The sequence below is a fragment of the Streptomyces sp. NPDC048565 genome, from assembly GCF_040650935.1.
In the GTDB taxonomy this organism is placed as follows: Bacteria; Actinomycetota; Actinomycetes; order Streptomycetales; family Streptomycetaceae; genus Streptomyces.
In genome coordinates, this window is the sequence record NZ_JBEZIH010000010.1 from 76,987 (window position 1) to 102,801 (window position 25,815).

Sequence of the window (25,815 nt, forward strand, 5' to 3'; positions counted from 1 at the left end):
CTAGGTGGAGGGCAGCTCCTTCAGTTGGATGTTGCGGAAGGACACCTGGTCGTCGTCCCCGTGGTTCTGGAGACCGATGTAGCCGTCCTTCAGGCTGCGGACCGGGTCGGTGTTGGTGAAGTCGTTGATCTTCACCCCGTTGAGGAAGATCTGGAGCCGCTCGCCCTCGACCTTGATCTCGTAGCTGTTCCACTCGCCGGGCGGCAGCAGCGCCTGGTCACGGGCCTCGATGTCGGCGGACTGGAAGGTGTAGACGGCGCCGGTCGTGCGGTCCTCCTCGTCGGTGGCGTCGATCTGCACCTCGTAGCCGTTGTCCACCGCGGACCAGGGGTCGTCCGACTCGGGGAAGCCGACGAAGACGCCGGAGTTGTCGTCGCCCGCCAGCTTCCAGTCGAGCTTCAGCGAGTAGGAGCTCAGCTCCTTCTCCTGGTAGGTCAGCAGACCCATGCCGCCCTCGGAGCGGAGCTCACCGTCGACCACGTCGAACTTCCCGGGGCCCGCCTGCTTCCATCCGTCGAGCGTCTTCCCGTCGAAGATCGACCGGTAGCCGGTGTCCGAGTCCGTGTCCGGGGCGCAGTCGGCCTCGACCTGGCCGGCGGCGTAGCGCAGGCCGCCCAGCAGGTGCCCGCGGAAGTCGGGATCGGCGTACGACTCCTTGGTGTGGCCGAGGCCGGTGTAGAAGGACCGGCTGCCCTGGTATTCCTGGCACCAGGCGATCGGGTGGTCGCCCTCCATGGTGCCGCCCGTGTAGCTGGTCTCGTCGAGAGTGGCGAGGACCTGGGCCTTGTCCCGGGGGTTGGTGCGGTAGTTGTACCACTCGTCGGTACGGTCCCAGGCGTCGTCCAGGTGCTCGGTCGCCGGGTGGTCGTGGTTCTCCACCTGGACGGTCGCGGGCTGGATCTCGGGGTGCGAGTCGAAGTAGGCCCCGACGAGCCCGCCGTAGAACTCCCAGTCGTACTCGGTGTCGGCGGCGGCGTGGACGCCCATGTAGCCGCCTCCGCCTGCCACATAGTCCTCGAACGCCTTCTGCTGGTCGGAGTTCAGGACGTCACCGGTCGTCGAGAGGAAGACGACCGCGTCGTAGCCCGCAAGGTTGTCGGCCGTGAACTGGCCGGCGTCCTCGGTGGAGTCGACCACGAGGTCGGCGTCCTTGCCCAGTTCATCCAGCGCGGCGATCCCCTCGGGGATCGAGTCGTGCCGGAAGCCTTCCGTCTTGGAGAAGACGAGCACCTTCTGTGCTTCCTTGACGGGAGCGTCCCCGGTGATCTCGAAGTCGTCGAGGTCGAAGAGCGAGCCGTCGCCGCCCTTGAAGACCAGATACAGGTCCGTGGTCTCCTCCGGGATGTTCTCCAGGGCGACGTCCACGTCCTCGAAGGTCTCCCAGCCGCCCGTGACGGGGACCGTCGCCGAGCCCAGCAGGGTGCCGTCCGCCGATCCGGTGCGTACCTCGAGTGAGCCGCCCGCGCCGCCGGAGGAGATCCGGGCGGTGAGCTTGTCGGCGCCGGTGAGGTTGTAGGGGGTGAACGAGATCCAGTCGCCGTCGTTGATGTCGCCGACGGTCCTGCCGCCGTTGGCCTCGGCCTTGTCCTGCAGCGTGATGCCCTGCTGCTCGGTGAAGTGCTCGGCCTGGCGGTGGCGCGGCTGGAGCTGCACCTGGTCGTGGCTGGTGAGCGGCGCCTGGCCGCCTCCGCCGCCGTCGGTGTACTCGGCGTCGAGCACACCGTAGATGTTGGCGTTGGGGTCGTGTTCGGCGTCGGCAGGCGCGGTGATGGTGCCCTCGCAGCCGGTGGCCGAGGTGATGGCGTGGGCGTGGTTGTCGTGGCCGAGGAGGTAGCGCACGGTGACCTTGGAGCAGTCGATCGTGCCGTCCTCGGGATCGCTCACGTTCACCTTGAACGGGATGGTGTCACCGAACTTGAACAGGGCGCCGTCGGCCGGGGACCCGAAGGTCACGGTCGGCGCGGTGTTGCCGACGACCACGTGGACGCTGGCGGTGCCGGTGCGTCCTGTGCCGTCGTCGCCTGTGACGGTCGCGACGTAGGTGCCGTCCTTCTCGTAGGTGTGGCTCGGCGTGGCGCCGGTGCCGTCCGTGCCGTCGCCGAAGTCCCAGCTGTAGGCGATCGGGTCGTCGTCGGCGTCGGTGCCTGTGGCGGTGAACTCGGTGCTCAGCGGTGCCTGGCCCGAGGTCTTGGTGGCCTTGGCCTCGACGATCGGGGAGTGGCCGCCGGTGGCGTTCTCGATGCGGTAGAGCGCCGAGTTCTCGTCACCGCCGAACCACGAGAGTCCGTAGTCGAGGACGTACAGGGCGCCGTCGGGCCCGAAGGCGCTGTCCATCACCTGGGTGCCGGACCACGGGAAGTCGTTGATCTTCGATACGTTGCCCGAGCCGTCCTGCTCGATCCGCTTGATCCACTGGCGGCCGAACTCGGTGGCGAAGAAGTCTCCGTCGTAGGCCTCGGGGAACTTCACCGGGGAGTCGAGATTCGCGTCGTAGTGGTAGACGGGGCCTGCCATCGGCGACTCGGAACCGCTGCCGAACTCGGGCACGGACCCGCCGTCGTACGGTATCCAGGCGGGCTGGGCCGGCGGCAGGTCGGTGATGCCGGTGTTGTTCGGCGATGTGTTCTTCGGCGCGTCGCAGTCGAAGGTGTCGCCGGACGTCTTGGTGGCGAAGTCGTAGTCGACGTACGGGTCGTTGTCGCCGGTGCAGTACGGCCAGCCGAAGTTGCCCGCCTCGGTGACCTTGGCGAACTCGACCTGTCCTGCCGGGCCGCGCCCGGGGTCGGCCGCGCCGGCGTCCGGCCCGTAGTCACCGACGTAGACGGTGCCGGTGGGCTTGTCGACGCTGATGCGGAACGGGTTGCGGAAGCCCATCGCGTAGATCTCGGGGCGGGTCTTCTCGGTGCCCGGCGCGAAGAGGTTGCCGTCGGGGATGTCGTACGAGCCGTCCTCCTTGACCTTGACGCGCAGGACCTTGCCGCGCAGGTCGTTGGTGTTGCCGGCGCTGCGCTGGGCGTCGAAGGCGGGGTTACGGCTCGCCTGCTCGTCGATGGGTGTGAAGCCGTCGGAGGCGAAGGGGTTGGAGTCGTCGCCGGTCGACAGGTACAGGTTGCCGTCGGCGTCGAAGTCGATGTCACCGCCGACGTGGCAGCAGGTGCCGCGGGAGGTCTTGACCTCGAGGACCTTCTTCTCGCTGTCCTGGTCGAGGGTGCCGTCCTCGTTGAGCACGAAGCGGGAGAGCCGGTTCACACCGTCGAAGGGGGTGAAGTCCTCCGTGGTGCCGTTCTCCGGGGCGTCACCCTCCGGGGTGTCCATGGGCGGCGCGTAGTAGAGGTAGATGGCCCGGTTCTCCTCGAACCCGGGGTCGATGCCGACTCCCTGGAGCCCCTCCTCGTCGTGGTCGTACACGTCGAGCTTGCCGGCGACGACGGTGTTGCCGCCCTCGTCGGTCAGCCTCAGCGTGCCGTCGCGGGCGGTGTGCAGGACGCTGCGGTCCGGGAGCACGGCGAGCGACATGGGCTCGCCGGTCTCCTCCGCGCCCTTGGCGAGGGTGACCTGCTGGAAGTCCTCCTCCGCCGCCTTCGTGGATGCGGCCCGTGGTGCGTCGGCCGTCGCCGCGGGCGATGAGGTCAGGGTGAGGGTGGCGGCGGCGAGCAGTCCGCCGGTGAGGAGAGCGAGTGATTTTCGGGCGCGGAGCCGTCTGCTGCTTCGGTGCACGTGCGTCCTCCGGGGGTGCCGGTTGTACGGGCGGATGCGTTCTGCCGTTCCACGCGGGGACTGCCGCGCTTGTCCCCGGGGCCTGAGGGGGCCCTGGGGCCAGGGTCATGTCGTGTACACGTAAGGGACCGTAGCCGGGTTCGTCCTCAACGGAAAGCCCTTGCGCAGAGGGCGCCTTGAACTTTTACCCACGGCAGGACAAAGCCGCTTCAGGGCAGGCGGGATCGCCCCGGGGGCCTGGGCCCTGCGCGGCTGTTCCCCTACCCGCCCCTTCCCCAACCGGGGCGCCGCCCCGGACCCCGCGCCTCAATCGCCGGCGGGGCTTGAACGGGCCCTCAAAACGCCGGGCGGGCTCGATCATGCCGGGTCACCTTGAGCCCCGCCGGCGTTTTGAGGCGCGGGGTCCGGGGGCAGAGCCCCCGGGGTCAGTCTCCGCTGCCGAACGCCGCGTCGAAGGACGCGCTCGGCGGGTCGAAATCGAACCTCTTCAGCGAGGCCAGCGCCTCCGGCGCCCCCGCCAGCCGGTCCATGCCCGCGTCCTCCCACTCCACGGAGACCGGCCCCTCGTACCCGATGGACCGCAGCATCCGGAAGACGTCCTCCCAGGGCACATCACCGTGCCCCGCCGAGACGAAGTCCCAGCCGCGCCGGGGATCACCCCACGCCAGGTGGGAGCCCAGGCGTCCGTTGCGGCCGTCGAGGCGTTTGCGGGCCTCCTTGCAGTCCACGTGGTAGATGCGGTCCCGGAAGTCGTACAGGAAGCCGACCGGGTCGAGGTCCTGCCACACGAAGTGGCTCGGGTCGAAGTTCAGCCCGAACGCGGGCCGGTGGTCCACGGCCTCCAGGGCGCGGTGCGTGGTCCAGTAGTCGTAGGCGATCTCGCTGGGATGCACCTCGTGGGCGAACCGCACGCCCTCCGCGTCGAAGACGTCCAGGATCGGGTTCCACCGCTCCGCGAAGTCCTCGTAACCGCGTTCGATCATGTGCGGCGGTACTGGCGGGAACATGGCGACCAGATGCCAGATCGAGGACCCGGTGAAGCCGATGACCGTGTCCACCCCGAAGGCGGCCGCCGCCCGCGCGGTGTTCTTGATCTCCTCGGCCGCCCGCCTGCGGACGCCCTCGGGGTCCCCGTCCCCCCAGATGCGGGCGGGCACGATGCCCTGGTGGCGCTCGTCGATCGGGCTGTCACAGACGGCCTGGCCGACCAGGTGGTTGGAGACCGCCCAGCACTTGAGGCCGTACTTGTCGAGGAGCTGGTGCCTGCCGTCGAGGTAGCCGGGGTCGGACAGGGCCTTGTCGACCTCGAAGTGATCGCCCCAGCAGGCGAGTTCGAGTCCGTCGTAGCCGAAGTCCCGGGCGAGCCGGCAGACCTCCTCCAGCGGCAGGTCGGCCCACTGGCCGGTGAAGAGAGTGAAGGGACGGGGCATGCGCGAACCTCCTAGAAGGGGACCGGGGTGTACGTGGAGTTCTTGGCGGCGCTCTCCTCGACCGCGGCGAGCACCCGCTGCACCTGGAGCCCGTCGGCGAACGACGGGAGCGGGGCCCGTCCTTCGGTGATGGTGCGCACCACGTCATGGGCCTGGTGGACGAAGGTGTGCTCGTAGCCCAGACCGTGACCCGGCGGCCACCACGCCTCCAGGTAGGGGTGCTGGGGTTCGGTGACGAGGATCCGGCGGAAGCCGGCGCTGGTGGCGGGTTCGGTGTGGTCGTGGAAGGAGAGCTCGTTGAGCCGTTCCAGGTCGAAGGCGATCGACCCGAACTCCCCGTTGATCTCCAGGCGCAGGGCGTTCTTGCGCCCCGCCGCCATCCTGGTCGCCTCGAAGGAGGCCAGGGTTCCCGATGCCAGCCGCCCGTTGAACAGCGTCGCGTCGTCGACGGTGACCGCCCCCCGCGCGGCACTGTCCGCGGCGCCCGTGAGCCCGGCGGCGGCTCCGGCGAGCACCGGCCTCTCGCGTACGAAGGTCTCGCTCATCGCCGACACCCCGACCAGCGGCTCCCCCGCCAGGTACTGGGCGAGGTCGACGATGTGCGCCCCGAGGTCTCCCAGCGCACCGGATCCGGCGCGTTCGCGCTCCAGCCGCCAGGTGAGCGGTGATCCGGGGTCGACGAGCCAGTCCTGGAGGTAGGTGGCCCGCACGTGCCTGAGCTTGCCCAGCCGGCCTTCCTCGATCATCGAGCGGGCGTAGGTGAGGGCGGGCACCTTGCGGTAGTTGAAGCCCACGATCGCCACCTGGCCGCGGGCCGCCGCCCGCTCGGCGGCCTCCGCCATGGCCTCCGCCTCGGCGACCGTGTTGGCGAGCGGCTTCTCGCACAGCACGTGCTTGCCCGCGTCGAGCGCGGCGATGGCGATCTCCGCGTGGCTGTCGCCCGGGGTGCAGATGTCGACCAGTTGCACGTCGTCGCGGGCGATCAGGGCGCGCCAGTCGGTCTCCGCGGCAGCCCACCCGTGCCGGGCGGCGGCGGCCTCGACGGCCGTTCGGTCGCGCCCGCAGATCGCGGCGAGAGCGGGACGCACGGGCAGGTCGAAGACGTGTCCCGCGGTCCGCCACCCCTGGGAGTGGGCGGCGCCCATGAACGCGTATCCGACCATGCCGACACCGAGTGTCGCCGTCGGCGGCGGCACCTCGGTCTCCTGCTCCGTTTCTTCCCTGCGGACCATGCGGGCTTCCTCCTCGTCGGTGGTTCGGTGGCGGCGGCGGTGCGGGATCAGCTGAAGCCCGTCGGCAGGTACTGGTCGACGTTGTCCTTGGTGACCACCGCCGAGTACAGGGTCAGCGAGGTCGGGATCTCCAGCTCGGCGAGGCCGGCGACACCCTTGCTCTGGCCGAGCGCGCGGGCCAGGTCGACCGCGGATGCGGCCATGGTGGGCGGGTAGAGCACGGTGGCCTTCAGGACGCTGTTGTCGGCCTTGATGGCGTCCATCGCGGACTTGGCGCCCGCCCCGCCGACCATGATGAACTCGTCGCGGCCGGCCTGCTGGATGGCGCGGAGCGCACCGACACCCTGGTCGTCGTCGTGGTTCCAGAGGGCGTCGAACTGCTTCTGCGCCTGGAGGAGTTGCGCCATCTTGGCCTGGCCCGACTCCACGGTGAAGTCGGCGGCCTGACGGGCCACCAGCTTGATGTTGGAGTAGTTCTTCAGGCCGTCGGCGAAACCCTGGCTGCGCTGCTTGGTCAGTTCCAGGTTGTCGATGCCGGCGAGCTCGACGACCTTGGCGTTCGACTTGCCCTTGAGCTGCTCACCGATGTACTGCGCGGCGTTGAGGCCCATCCCGTAGCTGTCGCCGCCGACCCAGCAGCGGTAGGCCTGTGGTGAGGCGAACACACGGTCCAGGTTGACGACCGGGATCCCGGCCTTCATGGCCTCCAGGCCGACCTGGGTGAGCGCCTTGCCGTCGGCGGGCAGGACGATCAGGACGTCGACCTTCTTGTTGATGAGGGTCTTGACCTGGCCGATCTGGGCGGCGGTGTCGTTGGAACCCTCGGTGATCTCCAGGGTCACCTCGGAGTACTTCTCGGCCCGGTTCCTGGCCTGGACGTTGATGGCGTTCAGCCACCCGTGGTCGGCCTGCGGCCCTGCGAAGCCGATGGTGAGGGGTTTGCCCGGCTTGTCATCGGCGGCGGGCTGGCCGCTGCTCTGGTCGGACGCCTTCTCCTTGGGATCGTTGCTGGTGCAGGCGGTGAGGAAGGCTCCCGCGGAGACGGCCGCGGTGCCGAAGAGCAGTCCTCTGCGGCTGGTTTCTGGCATGGCTGTCGAACCCTTCATCCGGTGCGATGCGTACGGAACAGCGGGTGGGTGATCAGTTGCTGCGTGGGGCGGCCGGGCCGTCAGGTGTCGCTGCCGCGCAGGGTGCGGTGCTGGACGAGGACGGCGGCGACGATGATGGCGCCCTTGGCGATGGACTGGACGTCGCTCTGCAGATTGTTGAGAGCGAAGATGTTGGTGATCGTGGTGAAGATGAGGACGCCGAGCACGGATCCGACGATGGTGCCCCGGCCACCGCTCAGGAGAGTGCCTCCGATGATCGCGGCGGCGATGGCGTCGAGTTCGTACAGATTGCCGTTGGTGCTCTGCCCCGAGCCGGACAGAACGATCAGCATGAAGGCGGCGATGCCGCAGCACAGGCCGGACAGCAGGTAGAGGTAGAGCCGCTGGCGCCGGACGTCGATGCCGGCGAGCCTGGCCGCCTCCGCGTTGCCTCCGATGGCGACCGTACGGCGTCCGAAGGTGGTCCGGTTCAGGATGAGCCAGCCGGCGACGGTGACCGCGGCGAAGAACAGGACCAGCGGCGGGACACCCAGGACGTACGAGTCGGGCAGGCCCAGGTCGAGGACGGACTGGACGGTGACGATCTGTGTCTTGCCGTCGGTGATCAGCTGGGCGAGTCCACGGGCCGACGCGAGCATGGCGAGGGTCGCGATGAAGGGGACCATGCGCCCGTAGGCGATGAGGACCCCGTTGACGAGCCCTGCGGCGAGGCCGACGACCACGGCGGTGAAGAGGATGCCCGCGAAGCCGAAGTCCTGGGTGGCGAGTGTCGTCGCCCAGACGGACGCGAGGGCGACCATCGCGCCGACCGAGAGGTCGATGCCGCCGCCGATGATGACAAGGGTCACGCCGACGGTGACGACCCCGATGACGGAGGCCTGGGTCAGGATCAGCTGGAGGTTCCCGGTGTCCAGGAACGCGTCGGGTTCGGTGAGGCCCCCGACCAGCGCCAGGACGGCGAGGACACCGAGGAGCGAGAGGTTACGGACATCGGCGCGCAGGCCGAGTGCGCGCAGGCCGCCGCCTCCCTGCTTCGGGGGCGGCGCGTCCTCGGGGCCGGTCGGGGACTCCTTCTCCGGTCCTTGGTACTGCGCCGACGGTGCGGGCTGTGTCATGACGTCGGGCTCCCTTCCATGACGAGGTCGAGGACGCGGTGCTCGTCGAGCTCCGTGGCATCGGCCGTGTGCACGACACGGCCCTCCCGGAGGACCAGCACCCGGTCGGCGAGGCCCAGCACTTCGGGCACTTCGCTGGAGACGAGCAGTACGGCGAGGCCTTCGTCGGCCAGCCGGCGGATGACTGCGTAGAGCTCGGCGCGGGCGCCGACATCGACGCCGCGGGTCGGTTCGTCGAGCAGCAGGACCCGGCAGCCGCGCAGCAGCCAGCGGGCCAGGACCGCCTTCTGCTGGTTGCCGCCGGACAGGGTGCGGACCGCGGCGTCCGGGTTGTCGGGCCGCAGGGACAGCTGCCGGGTCGCGTTCCTCGCGGCCTTGCGCTCGGTGCCCCGGTCGAGCCACCCGGCGCGGGCGAAGCGGGACAGGGAGGAGACCGAGACGTTCCGGGTGACCGATTCCGTCAACAGCAGGGCCTGCGCCTTGCGTTCCTCCGGGGCGAGGCCGATTCCCGCGGCCACGGCGGCCCGTACGCTGCCGGCGCGCAGCGGTGTGCCGTCGACCAGGACTCGCCCCGCGGTCGGCTTGCGGGCACCGTAGACGGTCTCCAGTATCTCGGAGCGCCCGGAGCCGACGAGCCCGGCGAGGCCGACGATCTCGCCGGGCCGCAGTTCCAGGGAGACGGGCTCGAACTCGCCCTTGCGGCACAGTCCTTCGACCCTCAGCACGGGTTCGGCCGTGGCCGGGGCGCCGCCGCTGGGCCGGTCGGGGAAGACGTACGCGACATTGCGGCCGGTCATCATGGAGACGACCTCGCTGGTGGGCGTGGACTTGGCGGGGAGTCCGACGGCGACGGCCCTGCCGTCCTTGAGGACGGTCACCCGGTCACCGATGCGGCGGATCTCCTCCAGCCGGTGCGAGATGTAGACGACGGCCACCCCGTCGGCGGTGAGCCCGTCGACGATGCGGAAGAGGTTGTCGACCTCGTCGGGGTCCAGGGCCGCGGACGGCTCGTCCATCACGATCAGCCGCACGTCGTGGGAGAGCGCCCGCGCCATGGAGACGATCTGCTGGTGGGCCGCGGACAGGTCACCGACCGCGCGGGCCGGGTCGATCTCCGGGTGCCCGAGGCGCTTCAGGAGCGCGGCGGCGGCGGTACGGGCCTCACGGGTCCTCACGACGAAGCCCGCGCTGGTGGGTTCATGCCCGAGGAAGACGTTCTCGGCGACCGACAGGCCCTCCACCAGGTCGAGTTCCTGGTAGATGGTGGCGATGCCGAGCCGCATCGCGGTGATCGGCGTGGACAGCTGGATGGGCTCGCCGCGCCAGGTGATGGTGCCGTCGTCGGGCTGATGGGCTCCCGCCAGCACCTTGATGAGGGTGGACTTGCCCGCGCCGTTCTGGCCGAGGAGGCAGTGGACCTCACCGGCCTGCACCTCCAGGTCCACGCCGTCGAGGGCGCGCACTCCGGGGAACGACTTGGTGATGCCGGACATCGTGAGCAGAGGTGGTTCTGGTGCCATGACGAATCCCCTCGGCGAGTGGGTCTCCCCTGCTCATGGGGCCTCGGGAGGGGCCGGGAGCGCGGGTGAGGCCGGTGAGCGGGCAGGGTGCGGTGACGGCGGTGCTGTGCTGCTGACGGAGCTGCTGGGTGGCGCTGCGGTGCGGTCGTCCTGGGTGGAGCTGCGGTGCGGTCCTGCGGACGCTTGCTGTGCGGTCCTGCGGGCGGAGCTCGGAACAGGCTGCTTACGTGGGTGACTGCGGAACGCGTGCCGAACGGCGCGCCGGCCCGGACATCAGGCCGGCGAGAACAGGTGGTCGCTGATGAGCCTGGCCGCGCCGGTCACTCCGGCGACGGGCCCCAGCTCACCGAGGACGATGGGGAGATTGCCCGTGGCCAGCGGCAGGGACTGCCGGTAGACCTGGGTGCGGACGCTGGCCAGCAGATTGTGGCCGAGCCCGGTCACCCCGCCGCCGATCACGACGAGGCCCGGGTTGAAGAAGCTGACGAGTCCGGCGATGACCTGGCCGACGCGGTTGCCGCCCTCGCGGATCAGGTCCAGTGCCGTGGGGTCGCCGGCCGCGGCGGCGGCGGCCACGTCGACGGCCGAGAGCTTTCCGGCCGCCTCCAGCCGGGCCGCCAGCTCGGGCGACCCGCCGGCGCGGGCCGCGTCCTCGGCGTCGCGGGCCAGGGCCGCGCCGCTGAAGTGTGCTTCCAGGCAGCCCTTGTTACCGCAGGCGCAGGCGCGGCCGTCCGGCTCCACCTGGATATGGCCGATGTCTCCGGCGCTGCCCGTGGTGCCGCGGTAGACCTCTCCGCCCACCACGATGCCGCAGCCGATACCCGTACCGATCTTGACGCAGAGGAAGTCGCCCACGGAACGGGCGACGCCCGCGTGCTGCTCCCCCAGCGCCATCAGGTTCACGTCGTTGTCCACCATGACGGGGCAGCCCAGCTCCTGACTGAGCGCCTCGCGGACCGGGAAGCCGTCCCAGCCGGGCATGATCGGCGGTGCGACCGGTACGCCTTCGGGGAAGCGGACGGGGCCAGGTACGCCGATGCCGGCGCCGTCGAAACCGTCGGCGAGCCCGGAGGCCCGGAGCTTGGCCGCCAGCGCCAGCACCTGGTCGAAGATCGCAACGGGGCCTTCCCGTACGTCCATCGGATGGTTGAGGTGTCCGAGGACCTCCAACTCGGCGTTGGTGACGGCCACATCTATGGAGGTGGCGCCGATGTCGACGCCCAGGAAGCGGAGTCCGGGAGCGAGCCGGATGTTGTGGGAGCGGCGTCCGCCGCGGGACGCGGCGAGCCCGTCGGCCACGACGAGTCCGGTCTCCAGGAGCCGGTCCACCTCGACGGCGAGCTTGGAACGCGACAGGTCGATCTGATCGCCCAGCTGCGCACGGGAGTTGGGTCCCTCGTCGCGCAACAGCCGGAGCAGTCGCGCCTGGTGCGTGTTCGCGGGTCGTGCCGTCATGCGTCTCACGCGTCCCTCCCCGCCACGGGCCAGTCCGTCGGGCTTTCGAGGGAACGTAGCAGCGGTTTACCGGAGTGGGAAGAAGTTGAGCATGAATCCGCTCCAACTTTCTCCACACTCAGGACAAAGGTGCGCCCGGGTAGGCCCGCGGGAGCACGCCACCCCGGGCCCCTCCCGGGCGCCGGTCAGCCCCGTTCGCGCCGGTGGTACGTCTCGCGTGTGTGCTCGGTGTGCGTGCGCATGATCTCGGTCGCCCGCTGTTCGTCCCCGGCGGCGATGGCCGCGATCAACTCCCGGTGCTCGATCCAGGAGCGGGTGCCGCGCTGACGCGCCACGGGCGTGTAGTACCAGCGGACCCGGCGGTCCACCTGACCGGCGAGCTCGGACAGCACGACATTGCCCGCCAGATCCATCACCTTGGCGTGGAATGCGGCGTTCGTGGCGACGGCGAGGTCCACGTCGTCTGCGGCGACGGCCCGCTCCCCCTGGGAGCACAGCTCCTCCAGGGCCTCGATGCCACGGCGCCCGGAGTCGGCGGCGGCCAGCCTGGCCGCCTCGGTTTCCAGCAGGGTGCGGACCGAGAGCAGCTGGTCCGCCTCCTCCTCGGTGGGCTCATGGACGAACGCGCCCTGCGCGGGGCGCAGATCGACCCAGCCCTCGGTGTTCAGCCGCTGGAGGGCCTCCCGCACCGGCTGTCGCGACACCCCCAGCTGCCCGGCGAGTTCGCTCTCGACCAGATGCTGGCCAGGACCGAGTGCGCGCGTGGTGATCAGCTCCAGGAGCGCCTCGTAGACGCGCTCGCGCAGCGGTCCGGGCCGCTCCAGCTTCGGCACCGACCCTGGCGGCAATCCTGCGGACGACATCGCGGTCCCCCTCCGGGCGCCCAGCAATTGCTTATCGTCTACAGTCTACCGAGCGCAGTGCCGCACAGAAGGCCTCAGGGGCAGCGGATCACCTGGCCCGCGTACGAGAGGTTCCCGCCGAAGCCGAAGAGCAGGGCCGGCGCACCGCTCTCGACCTCGCCCCGCTCCACCATCTTGGACAGCGCCATCGGGATCGACGCGGCCGAGGTGTTGCCGGAATCCACCACGTCACGGGCGATGACGGCGTTGACCGCACCGATCTTCCGGGCGACGGGTTCGATGATCCTCAGGTTGGCCTGGTGCAGCACCACAGCGGCGAGGTCCTCGGGCGTGACACCGGCCCGTTCGCAGACCTTCCGCGCGATCGGCGGCAGCTGCGTGGTGGCCCAGCGGTAGACGGACTGGCCCTCCTGCGCGAACCGCGGGGGCGTGCCCTCGATCCGTACCGCGTTGCCCATCTCGGGCACCGAACCCCACAGGACGGGCCCGATCCCGGGCCGCTCACCCCCGTCCGGGTCGGCGGTGACGACGGCGGCCCCCGCACCGTCGCCCATCAGGACGCAGGTGGAGCGGTCCGTCCAGTCGACGATGTCGCCCATCTTGTCGGCGCCGATGACCAGCACCCGGGTCGCGGCTCCGGCCCGGATCGCGTGGTCCGCGGTGGCCAGCGCGTGGGTGAACCCGGAGCAGACCACATTGATGTCCATCACAGCGGGCGAACCCATGCCCAGGCGTGCGGCGACCCGCGCCGACATGCTCGGCGAGCGGTCGATGGCGGTGGAGGTGGCGACGAGAACCATGTCGATGTCCGAGGGCTGCAGCCCGGCCGTCGCGAGTGCCTTGGCCGCCGCGTGCGCGGCGAGATCGTCCACCGGCTCGTCCGGGCCGCCCACGTGTCGTGTCCTGATGCCGACCCGACTGGTGATCCACTCGTCGCTGGTGTCGACCATGACCGCCAGATCGTCGTTGGTGAGGACCTTGGCGGGCTGATAGTGGCCGAGCGCCACGACACGTGAGCCGGTCATGTACGGGTTCCCCTCGCTACGTTTGGCAGGAACTATCCAGTCTTGGTTGCTACTGACCGGTACAGGGGCACCTAACCCCACAGGAATACGGGTCTCGTGTTGGAGCGTCTCGAACAGCGCACCGGGAACTCTCGAGGACACACCGACGTCCCCCGTCCGAATCGAAATCGGACCGGATCTCCACGCACCTCGCCGCACGACGGCCGGCGCCTCGTGGCAACCTCGGTGACAAGGGCCGCTTCGGCTTCCACCACACGCTTCCACCACACCTTCCACCACACAAGGAATCGGGGTTCACGGCCATGGGACGGGTCACCGAGCGTCGCCGCACCATCCGCATCCGGGACGGAGCGGTCACTACCCGCCCCGACACCCTCGTCGCGGAGGAACCCCTGGAGATCCGGCTGAACGGCAAGCCGCTCGCCATCACGATGCGCACCCCGGGTGACGACTTCGCGCTCGCGGCGGGTTTCCTCGTCAGCGAGGGCGTGATCGGCGAGGGGTCGGAGGTGCGGTCCATCGTGTACTGCGCCGGGGCGACGGCCGACGGCGTGAACACGTACAACGTGGTGGACGTGCAGCTCGCGCCCGGCGTCGTGGTCCCCGACATCACGCTCGAACGCAACGTCTACACGACCTCGTCCTGCGGGCTCTGCGGCAAGGCGAGCCTCGACGCCGTACGCACCACGACCCGCCACCCCGTCGCCGACACTCCCCCGCTCCGGGTCACGCCCGCGCTGCTCTCCGCGCTGCCCGACCGGCTGCGCGAGGCACAGAAGGTGTTCGACCGCACGGGGGGCCTGCACGCCGCGGCCCTCTTCTCGCCCGAGGGCGAGCTGATCGACGTCCGGGAGGACGTCGGCCGCCACAACGCGGTCGACAAGCTCGTGGGACGCGCCCTCACCGACGACAGGCTGCCGCTCTCGCAGTCGATCCTGCTGGTGTCGGGGCGCGCCTCCTTCGAACTGGCGCAGAAGGCGGTGATGGCCGGGATTCCGATGCTCGCGGCGGTCTCCGCACCGTCGTCACTGGCCGTGGACCTGGCGGCCGAGAGCGGCCTGACCCTCGTCGGCTTCCTGCGGGGCCGGTCCATGAACGTGTACGCGGGCGATGACCGCATCGCCCTGGAGCCGGCGGTGAGCCAGGCATGAGGGCACGCTGAGGCAGAGCACCTTTCCGGTGCGTGAGCACACCGGGTGGGGCGGGCGCCCCGCGACAGTCCGCTTCACCGACGGTTGGACCGAAGACCTTCTGCGGCTGCCTCCTCGTATTCAGGTGTGGCGGCGAGCGCGCGCACATAGTCGGACGGTTCTTGATACCGGTCTGCGGGATTCGGTGCGAGGCAGGTGACCACGACGTTGCGCAGTGCTGTGGAGACGGGGAGATCGAGGTCATCGAGCGAAACAGGCTCACGAATGATGGCGAAGGTGACTTCGAGCACATTGGCGCCGGAGTAGAGCGGTCGGCCAGTGATGCACTGGTACAAGACCGTTCCAAGTGCGTACAGGTCGGACCTGATGTCCTCTGCCAACGCGTCCCTGAGTTGTTCCGGGGCCATGTAGGCCACTGTGCCGACCACGTGTCCCACCTGAGTCAGACGCGCGTCTCCTTCTCTTTCACGGGTGAGGCCGAGATCGATGATGACACCGCCGCGCACGGGGTGATCGATGATGTTGGAGGGCTTGAGGTCGAACCTGGAGAGGTTCAGGGAATGCAGGTGCTGAATCGCCTCGCCGAGATTCCATCCGATCCGTGCGACCTCGACCGGCCGTAGCGGCGTTCCTTCACTCAAAAGCTGGTCGAGCGAGGGGCCTTCGATGAGCTCCATGACAATTGCAGGTTGTGGAGGTGCAATTGCTGCGATCGTACGTACGACGTTGGGGTGCCGAACGCGAAGACCGATCTCACCCTCCCGACGGAAGCGTTCGAAGAAGAGGCCGTCCTCCGCCAGCGCCCTGTGCAGCAGTTTGATCGCCACATCCTCACCGGTCCGGAGATCACGGCCCCGGTGCACGGCACCCATACCCCCTGATCCGATGAGGTTGCGCACCTCATATCTGTCCGCGAGGCGTGCGATTATGGGGGGTGAAGCCGACATGAGGCTCGTCGGGACGCGGGGCTCCGGTATCGGCGGAGTGACCCCACCTGGACCTGGCCGACTGAAGACTGCGGTCGGGAAGTCCGTGAGGCGGCCCAATACCGGTACAGAAAGGCCAAGATCGGCACGTTCGCGGTCGCTGTGCTGGGCGAAACCGGCGACCCTCTGAGAGTACGCGTTCGCGAGCTTGTAGTACGCAACTCCAGCAGCCGCTGGGTTTCCGTACTGGGTGGCGTTCACACGGTTCGGCTCACTCACGAGGTCCAGGACGCCGCCGCGTACGAGTTGACGCAGGAGCTCGTCCGCCGTGGGGTTGTCCATCCTCAACAACGGATCCAGTTGGCCATGACCGGTGACATCTTCTGCAGTGAATACCCTGCCACGGCTGCGCAGTGCCCAGTCCGCCACGTGATAGCCGCCGAGCCGTCGCCGGTCTTCGTCGATCGGTAGAGAAGCAGCCGGGTCTGCCGCGGTACGCGAGGTAGTTTCCGACATGACGGTGTCCAGATGGCCGTAGAACAACGCCCGTTGCCAGTCATTATTGTTGAGGTGCAATGAGGGACGTTGAGTACTGTCCCACATAATCAGGGAGTTGAACTCCTGCAATAGCCGACGCAGGACGCCACGTGCTTTGAAACGGAGATACGCTTCCACAGTGGACAGTTGCAGGGCCTCCCCCGCGGGCCCGCTCAAGTCCAGCGTGTGATTGAGCTCCCCTTCGGGTGGGGAAGCCGACATCGGCGGCAGCCCGAGTTCCTCTCTGGCTTTCCTGACCAGTTCTTGTACCAGGCGTTCCGGAGCCTGCCAGAGGCAGGGCACATACATCTGCCACGCAAAGACGCTCTCGTACAGGCCGTTGCCCCGGGCGACGTCGGCAAGGGCCCTGTCATGCAGGTCAGGTCCGGCCACCACGATGAAGTGAGCACCGCGTGTGGTGAGCACGCTTTTCAGCGAGCCGATCAGCCTCTCCAAGTCGTCGATCGCACCATCGGCGTCGTCGGTCAGCTTGTCGACCTCATCGAGCACGATGACGGGATGTATCTTCAATTGGGGCGCACGTCTGCGCAGGGCTCGGCGGCGAGCGGCAGGAGGGCGGTACAAACCGCTGAGTAACTGAATGATGCGCACGAGATCGTGCTCGACATCGGTCTCCGAGTACGCGAGAAACGCCGCTTCCGTCGTCCGCGTCCTGGTCTTCTTGCCCGTCAGGTTCACAGTCGGCGCCACGGCCCCCAGGAGTCCCTGCTGTGGCCCGAATCCCAAGGCACCAGCGCGCTCGCTGCCCTCCGACTGAGTCTGGGTGAAGGACAGCGACGTCCGGGTGTAGGCAAGGAGTAGCGACCTCCTTACCTCGCTCGGCAGTTGCTGGAAGAGTCCCTGGTCGTCCAGTGTTTCGAAGATTCGGCGGACGACCGCGAACAGCAGCTGGTCTGCTTCCATCCTGCGCGCGAGGCTGAGATGCACCGTCAGCAGGACCTCACGCTCGACGCCCCGCTCATTGCGGCCAGTATCGGCGTGTTCAGAGGCCGCCTGGGCGAGGGCGCTCGTCACCAAGGTGGTCTTGCCCACCCCACGGAAACCCGTGACCAGGAACGTCCCTCCGTGCGAGTACATCAGCCGCTCACGCAGTGCCGCAACAAGAGCTTCGTGGCCGAGTACCGGAATGGACGCGTCGTCAATGGGCAGCGGCTCGTGGATGTACCGGAACGCCCGGTGCAGCGGCACATGCAGCACAGACTCCCCCTCGTCACATCGGACACCAGCTTAGCCTCGTGCCTTCACGAGTTGGGCGGTACAGGAGTTGATCGGAAACACGGAAAGTGCCCTTGCCCCACGGGCCCGCCTGTCAACGTGGGTCCGGTGCGTCCATGCCTTCCCGGTCCCTGTGGCCACGCTGGGCGTTCACCGGGAAATCGCCGCCCGGCACACGGCTGCGGGAACTCGATGGGAACCGCACGATGTGGCGATGAGTATTTCCGGCCCGGCCGGTCTACCGTTCGTCACGTGATCACAAAGCGCGGAACAGGAGCACGAGGAGCGACATGAGTCAGTTGCTGCGGGTCCAGAACTTCACCGTCTCGAGCGACGGGTTCGGCGCCGGCGAGGGCCAGAGCCTGGAGAGGCCGTTCGGCCATGCCGATCCGGGTGAGCTGTTCGCCTGGGCCTTCGCCACCGAGCACCCACCGGTCAAGCGCTCAGAGCCCGGTGGCAGCCGAGGTCTGGACGACTACTTCACGCGGGACTTCGCCCGCAACATCGGCGCCGAGATCATGGGCCGCAACAAGTTCGGGCCGCAGCGGGGGCCCTGGCAGGACCACGAGTGGCAGGGGTGGTGGGGTGACGAGCCGCCGTTCCACACGCCGGTGTTCGTGATGACGCACCACAAGCGGCCGTCGTTCACGCTCTCCGACACGACGTTCCACTTCGTCGGCGGCGACCCGGCCGAGGTACTCGCCCAGGCGAAGGACGCGGCTCAGGGCCAGGACGTCCGGCTCGGCGGTGGCGCCACAACCATCCGGCAGTTCCTCGATGCCGACCTCGTCGACACCCTGCACGTGGCGGTCACCCCGACGAAGTTCGGCTCCGGAACCCGGCTGTGGGAGTCCCCTGATGAGCTGCTCGACCGGTACCACCAAGACGTCGTGCCCAGCCGGAGCGGCGTGACGCACCACCTGTTCTGGCGGAAGTGAGACCCGGCGACAACCGAGCTCAGCCACCCACGGCACCGCGTCTCACCGCGGACCACGAAGGACGCCCAGCCGTCCGCGGTGAAGGTGAGCGCGGGGCCGTGGGGGTGCTTGCTGTCGCGCACGGGGACGATCTCTACGAACGCGTCGGAGACCTCTACGCACTGGCCGCCGTCAGAGTTGCTGTAGGAGCTCTTGCGCCAGCTGACGGCGCTCAGATCGAGAGATCGCAAGGTACTTCCTCCAACACACACCGGGAGCGGCCACGCCGCCCTCGCCCAACCGTGACTTCAGTCTCGCAGGCCGCCGTCCTTCACGGCGACAACGAACGATGCCCAGCCATCCGCCGCGAACGTCAGCACGGGCCCTTGCGGGCGCTTGCTGTCGCGCACCGGAACGACGGCGACGAATCCATCGGCGATCTCGACACAGTCGCCTCCGGTCGAGTTGCTGTAGGAGCTCTTGCGCCACTTCGCGGCAGTCAGGTCACGAGATCGCACGGCACTTCCTCCAAAATGCTCAGGACGAACTTCCGAGACTCGACCGGGGACAACGCCAAGTCACGCATCGCATCGTACGCACGTTGCAGATGCTCAACAGGCCCGTGCTCTTCGACGAGTTCACCCCTGTAGGCGTTCTCGACGTAGGCCACGGTTCGCGAGTCCGGCAACCTCAGGAACTTGACAGCCGTGCTGTCCAAGCCATGCATGCCCACGCTGAACGGCAACACCTGAAGCGTGATCTTCGGGCGCTCCGACACGCTAACCAGGTACTCAAGCTGTTCCCGCCATACAGCTGCGTCACGCGGCGTAGTCCGTAGCACGACCTCCGACAGGATGACACGAAACGGCGGGGCGTCCACGCTGTCCAACAGCACACGGCGCCCCATCCGCGCCTCCACCTGCTGCGTCAGTTCGGGCTCATGGAACCCACCGGCCACCAGCACCTCCCTCGCGTACCCCGGGGTCTGCAACAGCCCCGGCAGCACGCTCACCGCGAAGTGCCACAGGCTGGTCGCGTCCGCCTCCAGGGCCATGTACCGGCGGTACCGCTCCTTGAACTGCGTCTGGTCGCTGACCGCGAGCTCCCACAGCGCCAGGAGGAGCCCCGGCGTTCCGTAGTGCTGGTCCAGGGCCTGTACGACCTCGGGTCCGCCGACCGTCTCGCCCTTCTCCATCTTCCCGAACAACGACCAGTCCCAGCCCAGCCGTTCGCCGAGCTGCCGCAGACTGTCACCGCGCTCGGTACGCAGATGCCGCAGCTCCTCCGCGAACCGTGCGCGTGGTTCCCTGCTGCGGCCCGTGACCGCCCGCCTCGTCGGCATCGCACCCTCCGTGGAACGTGTGGAACATGCGGGACCCACCGGAGAAGCACATCCCGCCCTCGGTGTGTCGCACTTCCGACCGGGTCATTCTCGTAACGAGCCCCTCACGCACCGTAGTACGGGCCGTGTGGGTGGGCGGACGATTCCGCGAAAGAGCAACCGAAGGAAGAACTCCATGACGCAGCCGCAACGGATTCCGCCCCTCCCCCGCAGGACCCCCGGGTCCGCGCACGGGCCGGCGGCCAAGATCCAGGAGGCCGTGACCGCGCGCGACGACCTCGCCGATGCGCTGACCAGCGCTGGTATCCAGCTGCCCGCGATGGACGTGCGCACCCCATGGCCGGAAACGGACAGCGACGGCAGTGCACGGCAGGCCCGTTACGCGCTCGTCCACCTGGGCATCTGCTCCGCCCCCGTGGCGCACGCCCTCGCCACGGTGATCAGGAGAGGAGCGGCCGGGTGACCGCTGACGACGACTCCCTACGCGTCGGAGTTGCCGTACGCGACGGGGACAGCGGCCGGGTGGGCCTGGTGATGGGCCACGAGGGCCCCTACCTCCAGCTCCGCCCGCTCGGCGGTGGCCGGGAGTGGGACGCGGACCCGGCCCGCTCACGGCCGCTCGGCCCGGCCGAGTTGCTGAGCGCCCGGGTCGCCGAGGCCAACGCCCGCAGCCGTACGGGCCTCGGCCTCGGCGACATACGGGGCTCCCCGCCCACCGACCGACCCGACGGCGTCACCGGATGACTGCAACAGCCGTCAACCGCCCGAACCCACCGCAACAACGCGATCACGCCGAGGATCAGCGGCGGCGTCGGCCACCAGGGGCCCATCGCGCGCGGCACCGCGGGTGGAGCCACTGGTACGGGGGTGAAGACAGGCTGTGACTCAACGGTTCGAGGGGACAAGGGGTCGGGTGGTGGCGGGCGTGTCCGTCTTGCACACGGCGCCGTCCGCGGGGTGGGTGCCGTGGACGAGGGCGGCGTCAACTGCGCTGTTGACGCATGTGTTGGTGCCATAGGAGCCGTGTCCGACGCCTTCGCGCGTGAGCAGGACGGCGGAGTCCAGGGTTCGGGTCATGTTCTCGGCCCAGTGGTGGGGGGTGACGGGGTCCAGTCGGCCTGCGACCACCAGTACCGGCGGCGCACCGGTGCCTGTCAGCGGCTCTGTCACGCGGTCCCTGTTCGGCGCGGGCCACCGAGCGCAGTTCAGAGCGGAGTAGGCGGCCCGGTTCCCGATCCGTTTGGCCTCGGCGACGGCCTTGGTGGCTGCGGTCTTGTGCGCGGCGATGTCGGCCGGGGTCTGCCAGTCTGCGCAGCGCACCGCGGTGTGGGCTTCGAACATCGCGGTGGGGACAGGGAAGGGGGATACCGTGACGCTGCTCCACAAGGTGTGCAGGGGCGCACCGTTCCCGTCCTGTGCGGCCAACAGCGCCGAGGTCAGCAACGGCCAGGTGTTCTGGTCGCCGGCCAGGGCTCGGGTGGCCTCGAGTGCCATGGCGCCGTCGAGTTCACCGCCCGGGGTGACGCCCTTGGCGGGTGCGATCTTCAGCGGCTTCGCTTCCAGCGTGTCGATCAGTGTGTCGAACGCCGCCTGCGGGTCTCCCGCTCCGAACGGGCACACTGCCGTCCCTTCGGTGCGGCAGGTCTTGAACCAGGCGTTGAGCGTCCGTTCGCTTGCCACGGCGACGTCGTTGAGGAACGTGAGGGAGTTGCCGAACCACAGGTTGGTGTCGACGGGGGCGTCGAGCACCATCTGGCGGACGCGGTCAGGGAACAGGGTGGCGTACATCGGGCCGACGACGGTGCCGTAGGACAGGCCGTAGTACGTGATCCTGTCCTCGCCGAGCGCGGAGCGGACCTGGTCGATGTCGCGGGCCACGTTGTCGGTGGACAGGCTGGCCAGGAACTTCTTGTTCTGGTGTTTGACGCAGCCGTCGGTGAACGCGGCGGCATCGGTCAGCAGCCGCGGCAAGGGCTTGCCCCCGGGGACGGCCGGGTCGAAGGCGGTGCCGGCGGCCTCAGCCCGCTGCTTGTCGGTCAGGCAGCGAACGGCCTGGGATCCGCCGATGCCGCGCGGGTCCATCGCGATGATGTCGAATCTGGCGAGCACCGTAGGCGAGAAGGCGCCAGGAGTGCCTGCTGTCCTGGGCAGATTACGCAGTGTCTCGGTGGCGGAAACCCCGGGTCCGCCCGGGTTGAAGATCAGGCTGCCGATGCGCTGGTCGGGATCAGTGGCCCGGTGCCGCATGACCGCGAGCGGGATCTTCACGCCGTCAGGCTCGGTGTACTCCTGCGGCACCTTGATCGTGGCGCATTCGAGATTCTTCCCGCAGTTTCTCCAGGTGAGCGGGTCCGGGGACGGGACGGCGGCCGACGCGCCCACTGCGGACGTGCCGCGCACCACCGAGGTGCCGGACGAACACCCGGTCAGGACCATGAGGGCTGCGGCGAACGCCACCCCGTACCGGGCGGCGGGCCTTGGCCTCGACTGGATCATGACGATCTTCCTTTCCTCGTACTCGTGTCATTCCGTGTGACCGGGCCGTACCGGTCGCGCAAGACGCCAGCCGAACAGGGCTGACGTGGGTCGTGCCTTCCTCGCTTCGAGGGATCAGTGACCGGCCACGTCGAGCAGAGAGGAGTACCGCAGGCGGAGCGCGCGCTCCATGCTCGCCAGAACGGCCCCGCACCCCAGTACGAGGTTCAGCCAGATCGCCAGGTGTATCGGCGACTCGAACGTCCCGACCCGCTGCGCTACGGGAGGAATGTGAGAGACCGGTTCAGCGAGCTGCAACAGGTTCAGGCCCACACCGATGACAAGCAGCAACACCGATCCGATGCCGATCGCCTGACTCAGTCCCGGATGGCGGGCGCCGAAACGCGCCCGCCGTCCCTCCGCCGAGGCCGGGTCGGGCGTGAGCTGACTCGGCTGTCCGCCCAGGGGGCGGTAGTGGCAGCGTTTGATGCCGTAGTTGCTCATCGCCACCTCGATGACACCCCCGTCGACGGGGAGGACCGCGGGCAATTTCGACTCGGCCACGTGCCTGCCGTCCAGGAACAGATGCGCCCGGATCCTGCTGTTGTCCAACCGCGCCCAGTGCCGTACGTCGACGGCGTACACGTGGGCATGACCGCCGGCACCGGGAAGTCGTAGCCAGAACAGGGAGCGCAGGGGGAGCTGCCACCAGCGGAACCGCTGCAGTTCCCTGCCGTCTCCCGGCTTGAGGCGCTTCGATGCCGCCCACTGTGTCCACGCCATTCTCCGCACACCCCTTCGCACATCAGCCGCAACATGACTAGTACAGCGTGTTAGAGAAGACGCTAGCACGCTGTACTAGTACGGCGTGCCAGTACAGTGGGAGAAGCTGGGAGAAGTGAGTGAGGGAGAGCGGAGCATGGAAACACGCGAGAAGATCCTCCAGGCCGCCGCAGAAATGATCGCCGAGGACATCGCGGCGAAGCTGAGCGTGCGAGCGGTCGCCGCGCGTGCGGGAGTGAGCACTGGCTCCCTGAGGTTCCACTTCCCCACCCAGCGCGCGCTACAGGACAGCCTGCTCGCGAGGATCTACGAACACATCCTGCCCGGCGACCCGATCCGGGACCGGACACTGTCGCCCCGCGAACGGCTGCTGAGCTGCCTGCGTCAGGTCCTCGCACCGCTCGGCACCGACGAGGACGCGCGAACCGCGTGGAGCACGATCTATCGGAGCTTCATCGAACCCGAGCCGACCGAACCGGTACGCGCCGCATACCTCGCCCATGAACGGGAGGCGGAGCGCCGTGTCGAACACTGGCTGACCGTGCTTGCCGAGGAAGGCGCACTGCCCCCGGGAGACCACACCCGCAAGGTCAGGTTCCTTCTCACCGTCCTCAACGGACTCTCGGTCGAACGCGCCCTGCCCACCCGCGAATCCGTCCTCACCGCCGAGATCGGGACCCTCAACGCCGCCGTCGACCATGTCCTCTCCACCGGCCCCGCAGCATCCGCCGGGCCGACTGGGCCGTGACGTAGCAGGTCCGGCCGCGAGCAGGCGCAGGGTCACCGGGGGTACGGCCATCACGCAGCGGAGGCACCCGTCATCTTCAGCCGCGTGGCCGGGCCCCGTGCGGCCTGGCATCAGCGCGCCGCCTCCCCGGCTTCGGCGAGGCTCGGTTCACCACCTCCGCCGGCGCGGGTCCGACGCGCGCATCGCCCGGGAGCGGGTCGCGGGAGCGGCGTTTGGCTATGACCGCGCAGACCATCAGCTGCATCTGGTGGAAGAGCATCAGGGGCAGCACCGCGAGGCTGGCGTGGGCGCCGAACAGGACGCTGGCCATCGGCAGTCCGGCCGCCAGGCTCTTCTTCGACCCGGCGAACTGGATCGCTATCCGGTCCTCCCGGCCGAAGCCGAGCCGCTTCGCGCCGTACCAGCTGATCGCGAGCATCAAGGCCAGCAGCACGGCCTCGACGCCGAGCAGGGCGCCGAGCCTGAGTGGGGTGACCTGGTGCCAGATTCCGGCCACCATGCCCTCGCTGAAGGCCGTGTAGACGACGAGCAGGATCGAGCCCCGGTCGACATAGCCCAGCACCTTGCGGTGGCGGCTGATGAATCCTCCGATCCAGCGGCGCAGCAGCTGGCCGGCCAGGAAGGGCACCAGGAGCTGGAGGACGATCTTCACCAGGGAGTCCGCGGAGAATCCGCCCCCGCTCCCGCCCAGCAGTGCGGCCGCCAGCAGCGGTGTCAGCACGATCCCGGCGAGGCTGGAGAAGGAGCCGGCGCAGATGGCGGCCGGCACGTTGCCACGGGCGATGGAGGTGAAGGCGATCGACGACTGGATGGTCGAGGGCACCAGACACAGGAAGAGGAAGCCGTCCTGGAGCTGTGGGGTCAGCACATGGGGCACCAGACCGTGGCCGGCCAGGCCGAACAGCGGGAACACCACGAAGGTGCAGGCCATGACGGTGAGGTGGAGCCGCCAGTGCTTGAGGCCGTCCAGCGCCTCGGCGGTCGAGAGCCGCGCACCGTAGAGGAAGAAGAGCAGGGCCACCGCGCCTGTCGACGCGCCGCCCGCCACCTCCGCGCCGGTCCCGGACGCGGGCAGCAGCGCGGCCAGGACCACAGTGCCGATCAGCGCCAGGATGTAGGCGTCGACCGGCAGCCAGGACGGCAGCGCGGGGATTCGGCGGCTGGTGCGGCTGCTCATGTGCTCCGGGCTTTCTCGGCGATCAATGGAACCGTGTGGTCACCATCCATCCTGCTTCCGAGCACCGCGATCGGGAATCAGGTATACCGAACTGACTGTCATCACGAAGCGCGATAGCCTCGGCCTCATGTACGACCCCGTTCAGCTCCGTACCTTCCTGGCCGTCGCCCAGACCCTCAGCTTCACCCAGGCGGCACGACGGCTGGGCGTCCGCCAGTCCACGGTCAGCCAGCACGTCCGCCGGCTGGAGTCCGAGGCGGGGCGGCAGCTGTTCGACCGGGACACGCACCGGGTCGATCTCACCGAGGACGGCGAGGCCATGCTGGGCTTCGCCCGGACGATCCTCCAGGCCAACGAGCGGGCGGCAGCGTTCTTCACCGGCACCCGGCTGCGCGGACGGCTGCGCTTCGGGGCGTCGGAGGACTTCGTCCTGACGCGCCTCCCGGAGATCCTGGAGTCCTTCAGGCGTGAGCACCCCGAGGTCGAGCTCGAGCTCACGGTGGAGCTGTCCGGTGCGCTGCACCGGCAGCTGGAGGCGGGCCGGCTCGATCTGGTGCTGGCCAAGCGCCGGGCCGGGGACACCCATGGGCAGCTGGTCTGGCAGGACACCCTGACGTGGATCGGCGCCCCGCAGCTGCGGATCGACCCCGAGCGACCCCTGCCGCTGATCGCCTTCCCGCCGCCCGGCATCACCAGGGCGCGCGCCCTGGAGGTGCTGGAGGAGCACGGCAGGCCCTGGCGCTTCGCGTGTACGAGTGCGAGCCTCAGCGCACTCGTGGCGGCGGCACGCGCGGGCCTGGGGGTGATGGCGCACACCCGTGGCCTGATTCCGCCCGGGCTCGTGCCGGTGCCTGCCCGAGCGGGCCTGCCGGAGCTCGGAGATGTCGATTTCGTCCTGCTGCACGGGCGGCGGAGGGACGCCGCCCAGGAGGCGGCCGACGCACTCGCCGCAGCGATTCTCGCGGGCGGCGACCGCCTCCACCGCGGCCCGGTCATGCCGTCGCATCCGGAGCCCGCGTAACGCTCTCACCGGCGGCAGCGGGCGGCCGAGGCGTAT

21 protein-coding genes and 1 pseudogene are annotated in these 25,815 nt (G+C 69.1%); 6 read left to right on the forward strand and 16 right to left on the reverse strand.

Features of this window, described 5'->3' with window-relative positions; translation table 11 throughout:
- The 9 genes from AB0C75_RS14715 to AB0C75_RS14755 form a co-directional block, all read right to left on the reverse strand.
- Entirely contained in the window at positions 1-3,717 is a 3,717-nt protein-coding gene (locus AB0C75_RS14715; protein WP_362890626.1) for a ThuA domain-containing protein, read from the reverse strand.
- 425 nt (positions 3,718-4,142) lie between these two features.
- On the reverse strand, positions 4,143-5,147 hold the full coding sequence (locus tag AB0C75_RS14720; RefSeq protein WP_362890628.1) for a sugar phosphate isomerase/epimerase family protein: 1,005 nt from the start codon (positions 5,145-5,147) through the stop codon (positions 4,143-4,145).
- Positions 5,148-5,158: 11 nt separating this feature from the next.
- A complete protein-coding gene (locus AB0C75_RS14725) occupies positions 5,159-6,379 on the reverse strand; it encodes a Gfo/Idh/MocA family oxidoreductase (protein WP_362890630.1) in 1,221 nt (406 codons plus the stop codon).
- Between the two features lie 47 nt (positions 6,380-6,426).
- Positions 6,427-7,467 carry a substrate-binding domain-containing protein gene (locus AB0C75_RS14730; protein WP_362890631.1) on the reverse strand — a complete coding sequence of 347 codons (1,041 nt, stop codon included), beginning with the start codon at positions 7,465-7,467 and terminating at the stop codon, positions 6,427-6,429.
- A gap of 80 nt (positions 7,468-7,547) precedes the next feature.
- Positions 7,548-8,603: an ABC transporter permease gene (locus AB0C75_RS14735; RefSeq protein WP_362890633.1), complete on the reverse strand. Its 1,056-nt coding sequence runs from the start codon at positions 8,601-8,603 to the stop codon at positions 7,548-7,550.
- A complete protein-coding gene (locus tag AB0C75_RS14740; protein WP_362890635.1) occupies positions 8,600-10,123 on the reverse strand; it encodes a sugar ABC transporter ATP-binding protein in 1,524 nt (507 codons plus the stop codon). Before AB0C75_RS14740 ends, AB0C75_RS14735 begins: the two co-directional genes overlap by 4 nt.
- A gap of 273 nt (positions 10,124-10,396) precedes the next feature.
- Positions 10,397-11,578, reverse strand: a complete 1,182-nt coding sequence (locus AB0C75_RS14745; protein WP_362890637.1) for an ROK family transcriptional regulator — start codon at positions 11,576-11,578, stop codon at positions 10,397-10,399.
- Between the two features lie 185 nt (positions 11,579-11,763).
- A complete protein-coding gene (locus AB0C75_RS14750) occupies positions 11,764-12,441 on the reverse strand; it encodes a GntR family transcriptional regulator (protein ID WP_362890639.1) in 678 nt (225 codons plus the stop codon).
- Between the two features lie 74 nt (positions 12,442-12,515).
- The gene (locus tag AB0C75_RS14755; protein ID WP_362890641.1) at positions 12,516-13,466 is read right to left on the reverse strand and encodes a beta-ketoacyl-ACP synthase III; all 951 of its coding nucleotides are present in this window, start codon (positions 13,464-13,466) and stop codon (positions 12,516-12,518) included.
- Between the two features lie 302 nt (positions 13,467-13,768).
- Here AB0C75_RS14755 and fdhD point away from each other — a divergent pair, with 302 nt between their 5' ends.
- Positions 13,769-14,617, forward strand: a complete 849-nt coding sequence (gene fdhD / locus AB0C75_RS14760) for a formate dehydrogenase accessory sulfurtransferase FdhD (RefSeq protein ID WP_362890643.1) — start codon at positions 13,769-13,771, stop codon at positions 14,615-14,617.
- A gap of 74 nt (positions 14,618-14,691) precedes the next feature.
- Here the strand turns inward: fdhD and AB0C75_RS14765 are convergent, their stop codons facing one another.
- Positions 14,692-17,298 (reverse strand): serine/threonine-protein kinase, encoded by a 2,607-nt coding sequence (locus AB0C75_RS14765; RefSeq protein ID WP_362890644.1) that lies wholly within the window; start codon positions 17,296-17,298, stop codon positions 14,692-14,694.
- Positions 17,299-17,606: 308 nt separating this feature from the next.
- Between AB0C75_RS14765 and AB0C75_RS14770 the strand changes: the two genes are divergently transcribed.
- Positions 17,607-18,254, forward strand: coding sequence for a dihydrofolate reductase family protein (locus tag AB0C75_RS14770; RefSeq protein ID WP_362890646.1), 648 nt, complete (start codon positions 17,607-17,609; stop codon positions 18,252-18,254).
- Between the two features lie 19 nt (positions 18,255-18,273).
- On the opposite strand, the pseudogene AB0C75_RS14775 reads toward AB0C75_RS14770, so the two are convergent.
- From AB0C75_RS14775 to AB0C75_RS14785, 3 genes and pseudogenes are all read right to left on the reverse strand, one after another.
- Positions 18,274-18,484, reverse strand: a pseudogene (locus AB0C75_RS14775) (DUF397 domain-containing protein).
- Positions 18,485-18,541: 57 nt separating this feature from the next.
- The gene (locus AB0C75_RS14780) at positions 18,542-18,751 is read right to left on the reverse strand and encodes a DUF397 domain-containing protein (protein ID WP_362890648.1); all 210 of its coding nucleotides are present in this window, start codon (positions 18,749-18,751) and stop codon (positions 18,542-18,544) included.
- Positions 18,733-19,575 carry a helix-turn-helix transcriptional regulator gene (locus AB0C75_RS14785; RefSeq protein WP_362890650.1) on the reverse strand — a complete coding sequence of 281 codons (843 nt, stop codon included), beginning with the start codon at positions 19,573-19,575 and terminating at the stop codon, positions 18,733-18,735. The genes AB0C75_RS14780 and AB0C75_RS14785 overlap by 19 nt, the downstream gene beginning before the upstream one ends.
- 175 nt (positions 19,576-19,750) lie before the next feature.
- On the opposite strand from AB0C75_RS14785, the gene AB0C75_RS14790 reads away from it, so the two are divergent.
- Together AB0C75_RS14790 and AB0C75_RS14795 are read left to right on the forward strand one after the other, a co-directional pair.
- Entirely contained in the window at positions 19,751-20,038 is a 288-nt protein-coding gene (locus tag AB0C75_RS14790) for a hypothetical protein (RefSeq protein WP_362890651.1), read from the forward strand.
- A gap of 71 nt (positions 20,039-20,109) precedes the next feature.
- On the forward strand, positions 20,110-20,319 hold the full coding sequence (locus AB0C75_RS14795; protein ID WP_362890837.1) for a hypothetical protein: 210 nt from the start codon (positions 20,110-20,112) through the stop codon (positions 20,317-20,319).
- Positions 20,320-20,460: 141 nt separating this feature from the next.
- On the opposite strand, the gene AB0C75_RS14800 is transcribed toward AB0C75_RS14795, so the two are convergent.
- Both AB0C75_RS14800 and AB0C75_RS14805 read right to left on the reverse strand, forming a co-directional pair.
- The gene (locus AB0C75_RS14800; protein ID WP_362890652.1) at positions 20,461-22,071 is read right to left on the reverse strand and encodes an alpha/beta hydrolase; all 1,611 of its coding nucleotides are present in this window, start codon (positions 22,069-22,071) and stop codon (positions 20,461-20,463) included.
- 114 nt (positions 22,072-22,185) lie between these two features.
- Positions 22,186-22,833: a hypothetical protein gene (locus AB0C75_RS14805; protein ID WP_362890654.1), complete on the reverse strand. Its 648-nt coding sequence runs from the start codon at positions 22,831-22,833 to the stop codon at positions 22,186-22,188.
- A gap of 136 nt (positions 22,834-22,969) precedes the next feature.
- Between AB0C75_RS14805 and AB0C75_RS14810 the strand changes: the two genes are divergently transcribed.
- Positions 22,970-23,581 (forward strand): TetR/AcrR family transcriptional regulator, encoded by a 612-nt coding sequence (locus AB0C75_RS14810; RefSeq protein ID WP_362890656.1) that lies wholly within the window; start codon positions 22,970-22,972, stop codon positions 23,579-23,581.
- Between the two features lie 76 nt (positions 23,582-23,657).
- Here AB0C75_RS14810 and AB0C75_RS14815 read toward each other — a convergent pair whose 3' ends face one another.
- A complete protein-coding gene (locus AB0C75_RS14815) occupies positions 23,658-24,758 on the reverse strand; it encodes a bile acid:sodium symporter family protein (protein ID WP_362890658.1) in 1,101 nt (366 codons plus the stop codon).
- Positions 24,759-24,885: 127 nt separating this feature from the next.
- On the opposite strand from AB0C75_RS14815, the gene AB0C75_RS14820 reads away from it, so the two are divergent.
- The gene (locus AB0C75_RS14820) at positions 24,886-25,779 is read left to right on the forward strand and encodes a LysR substrate-binding domain-containing protein (protein ID WP_362890660.1); all 894 of its coding nucleotides are present in this window, start codon (positions 24,886-24,888) and stop codon (positions 25,777-25,779) included.
- The last annotated feature ends 36 nt before the right edge of the window (positions 25,780-25,815 follow it).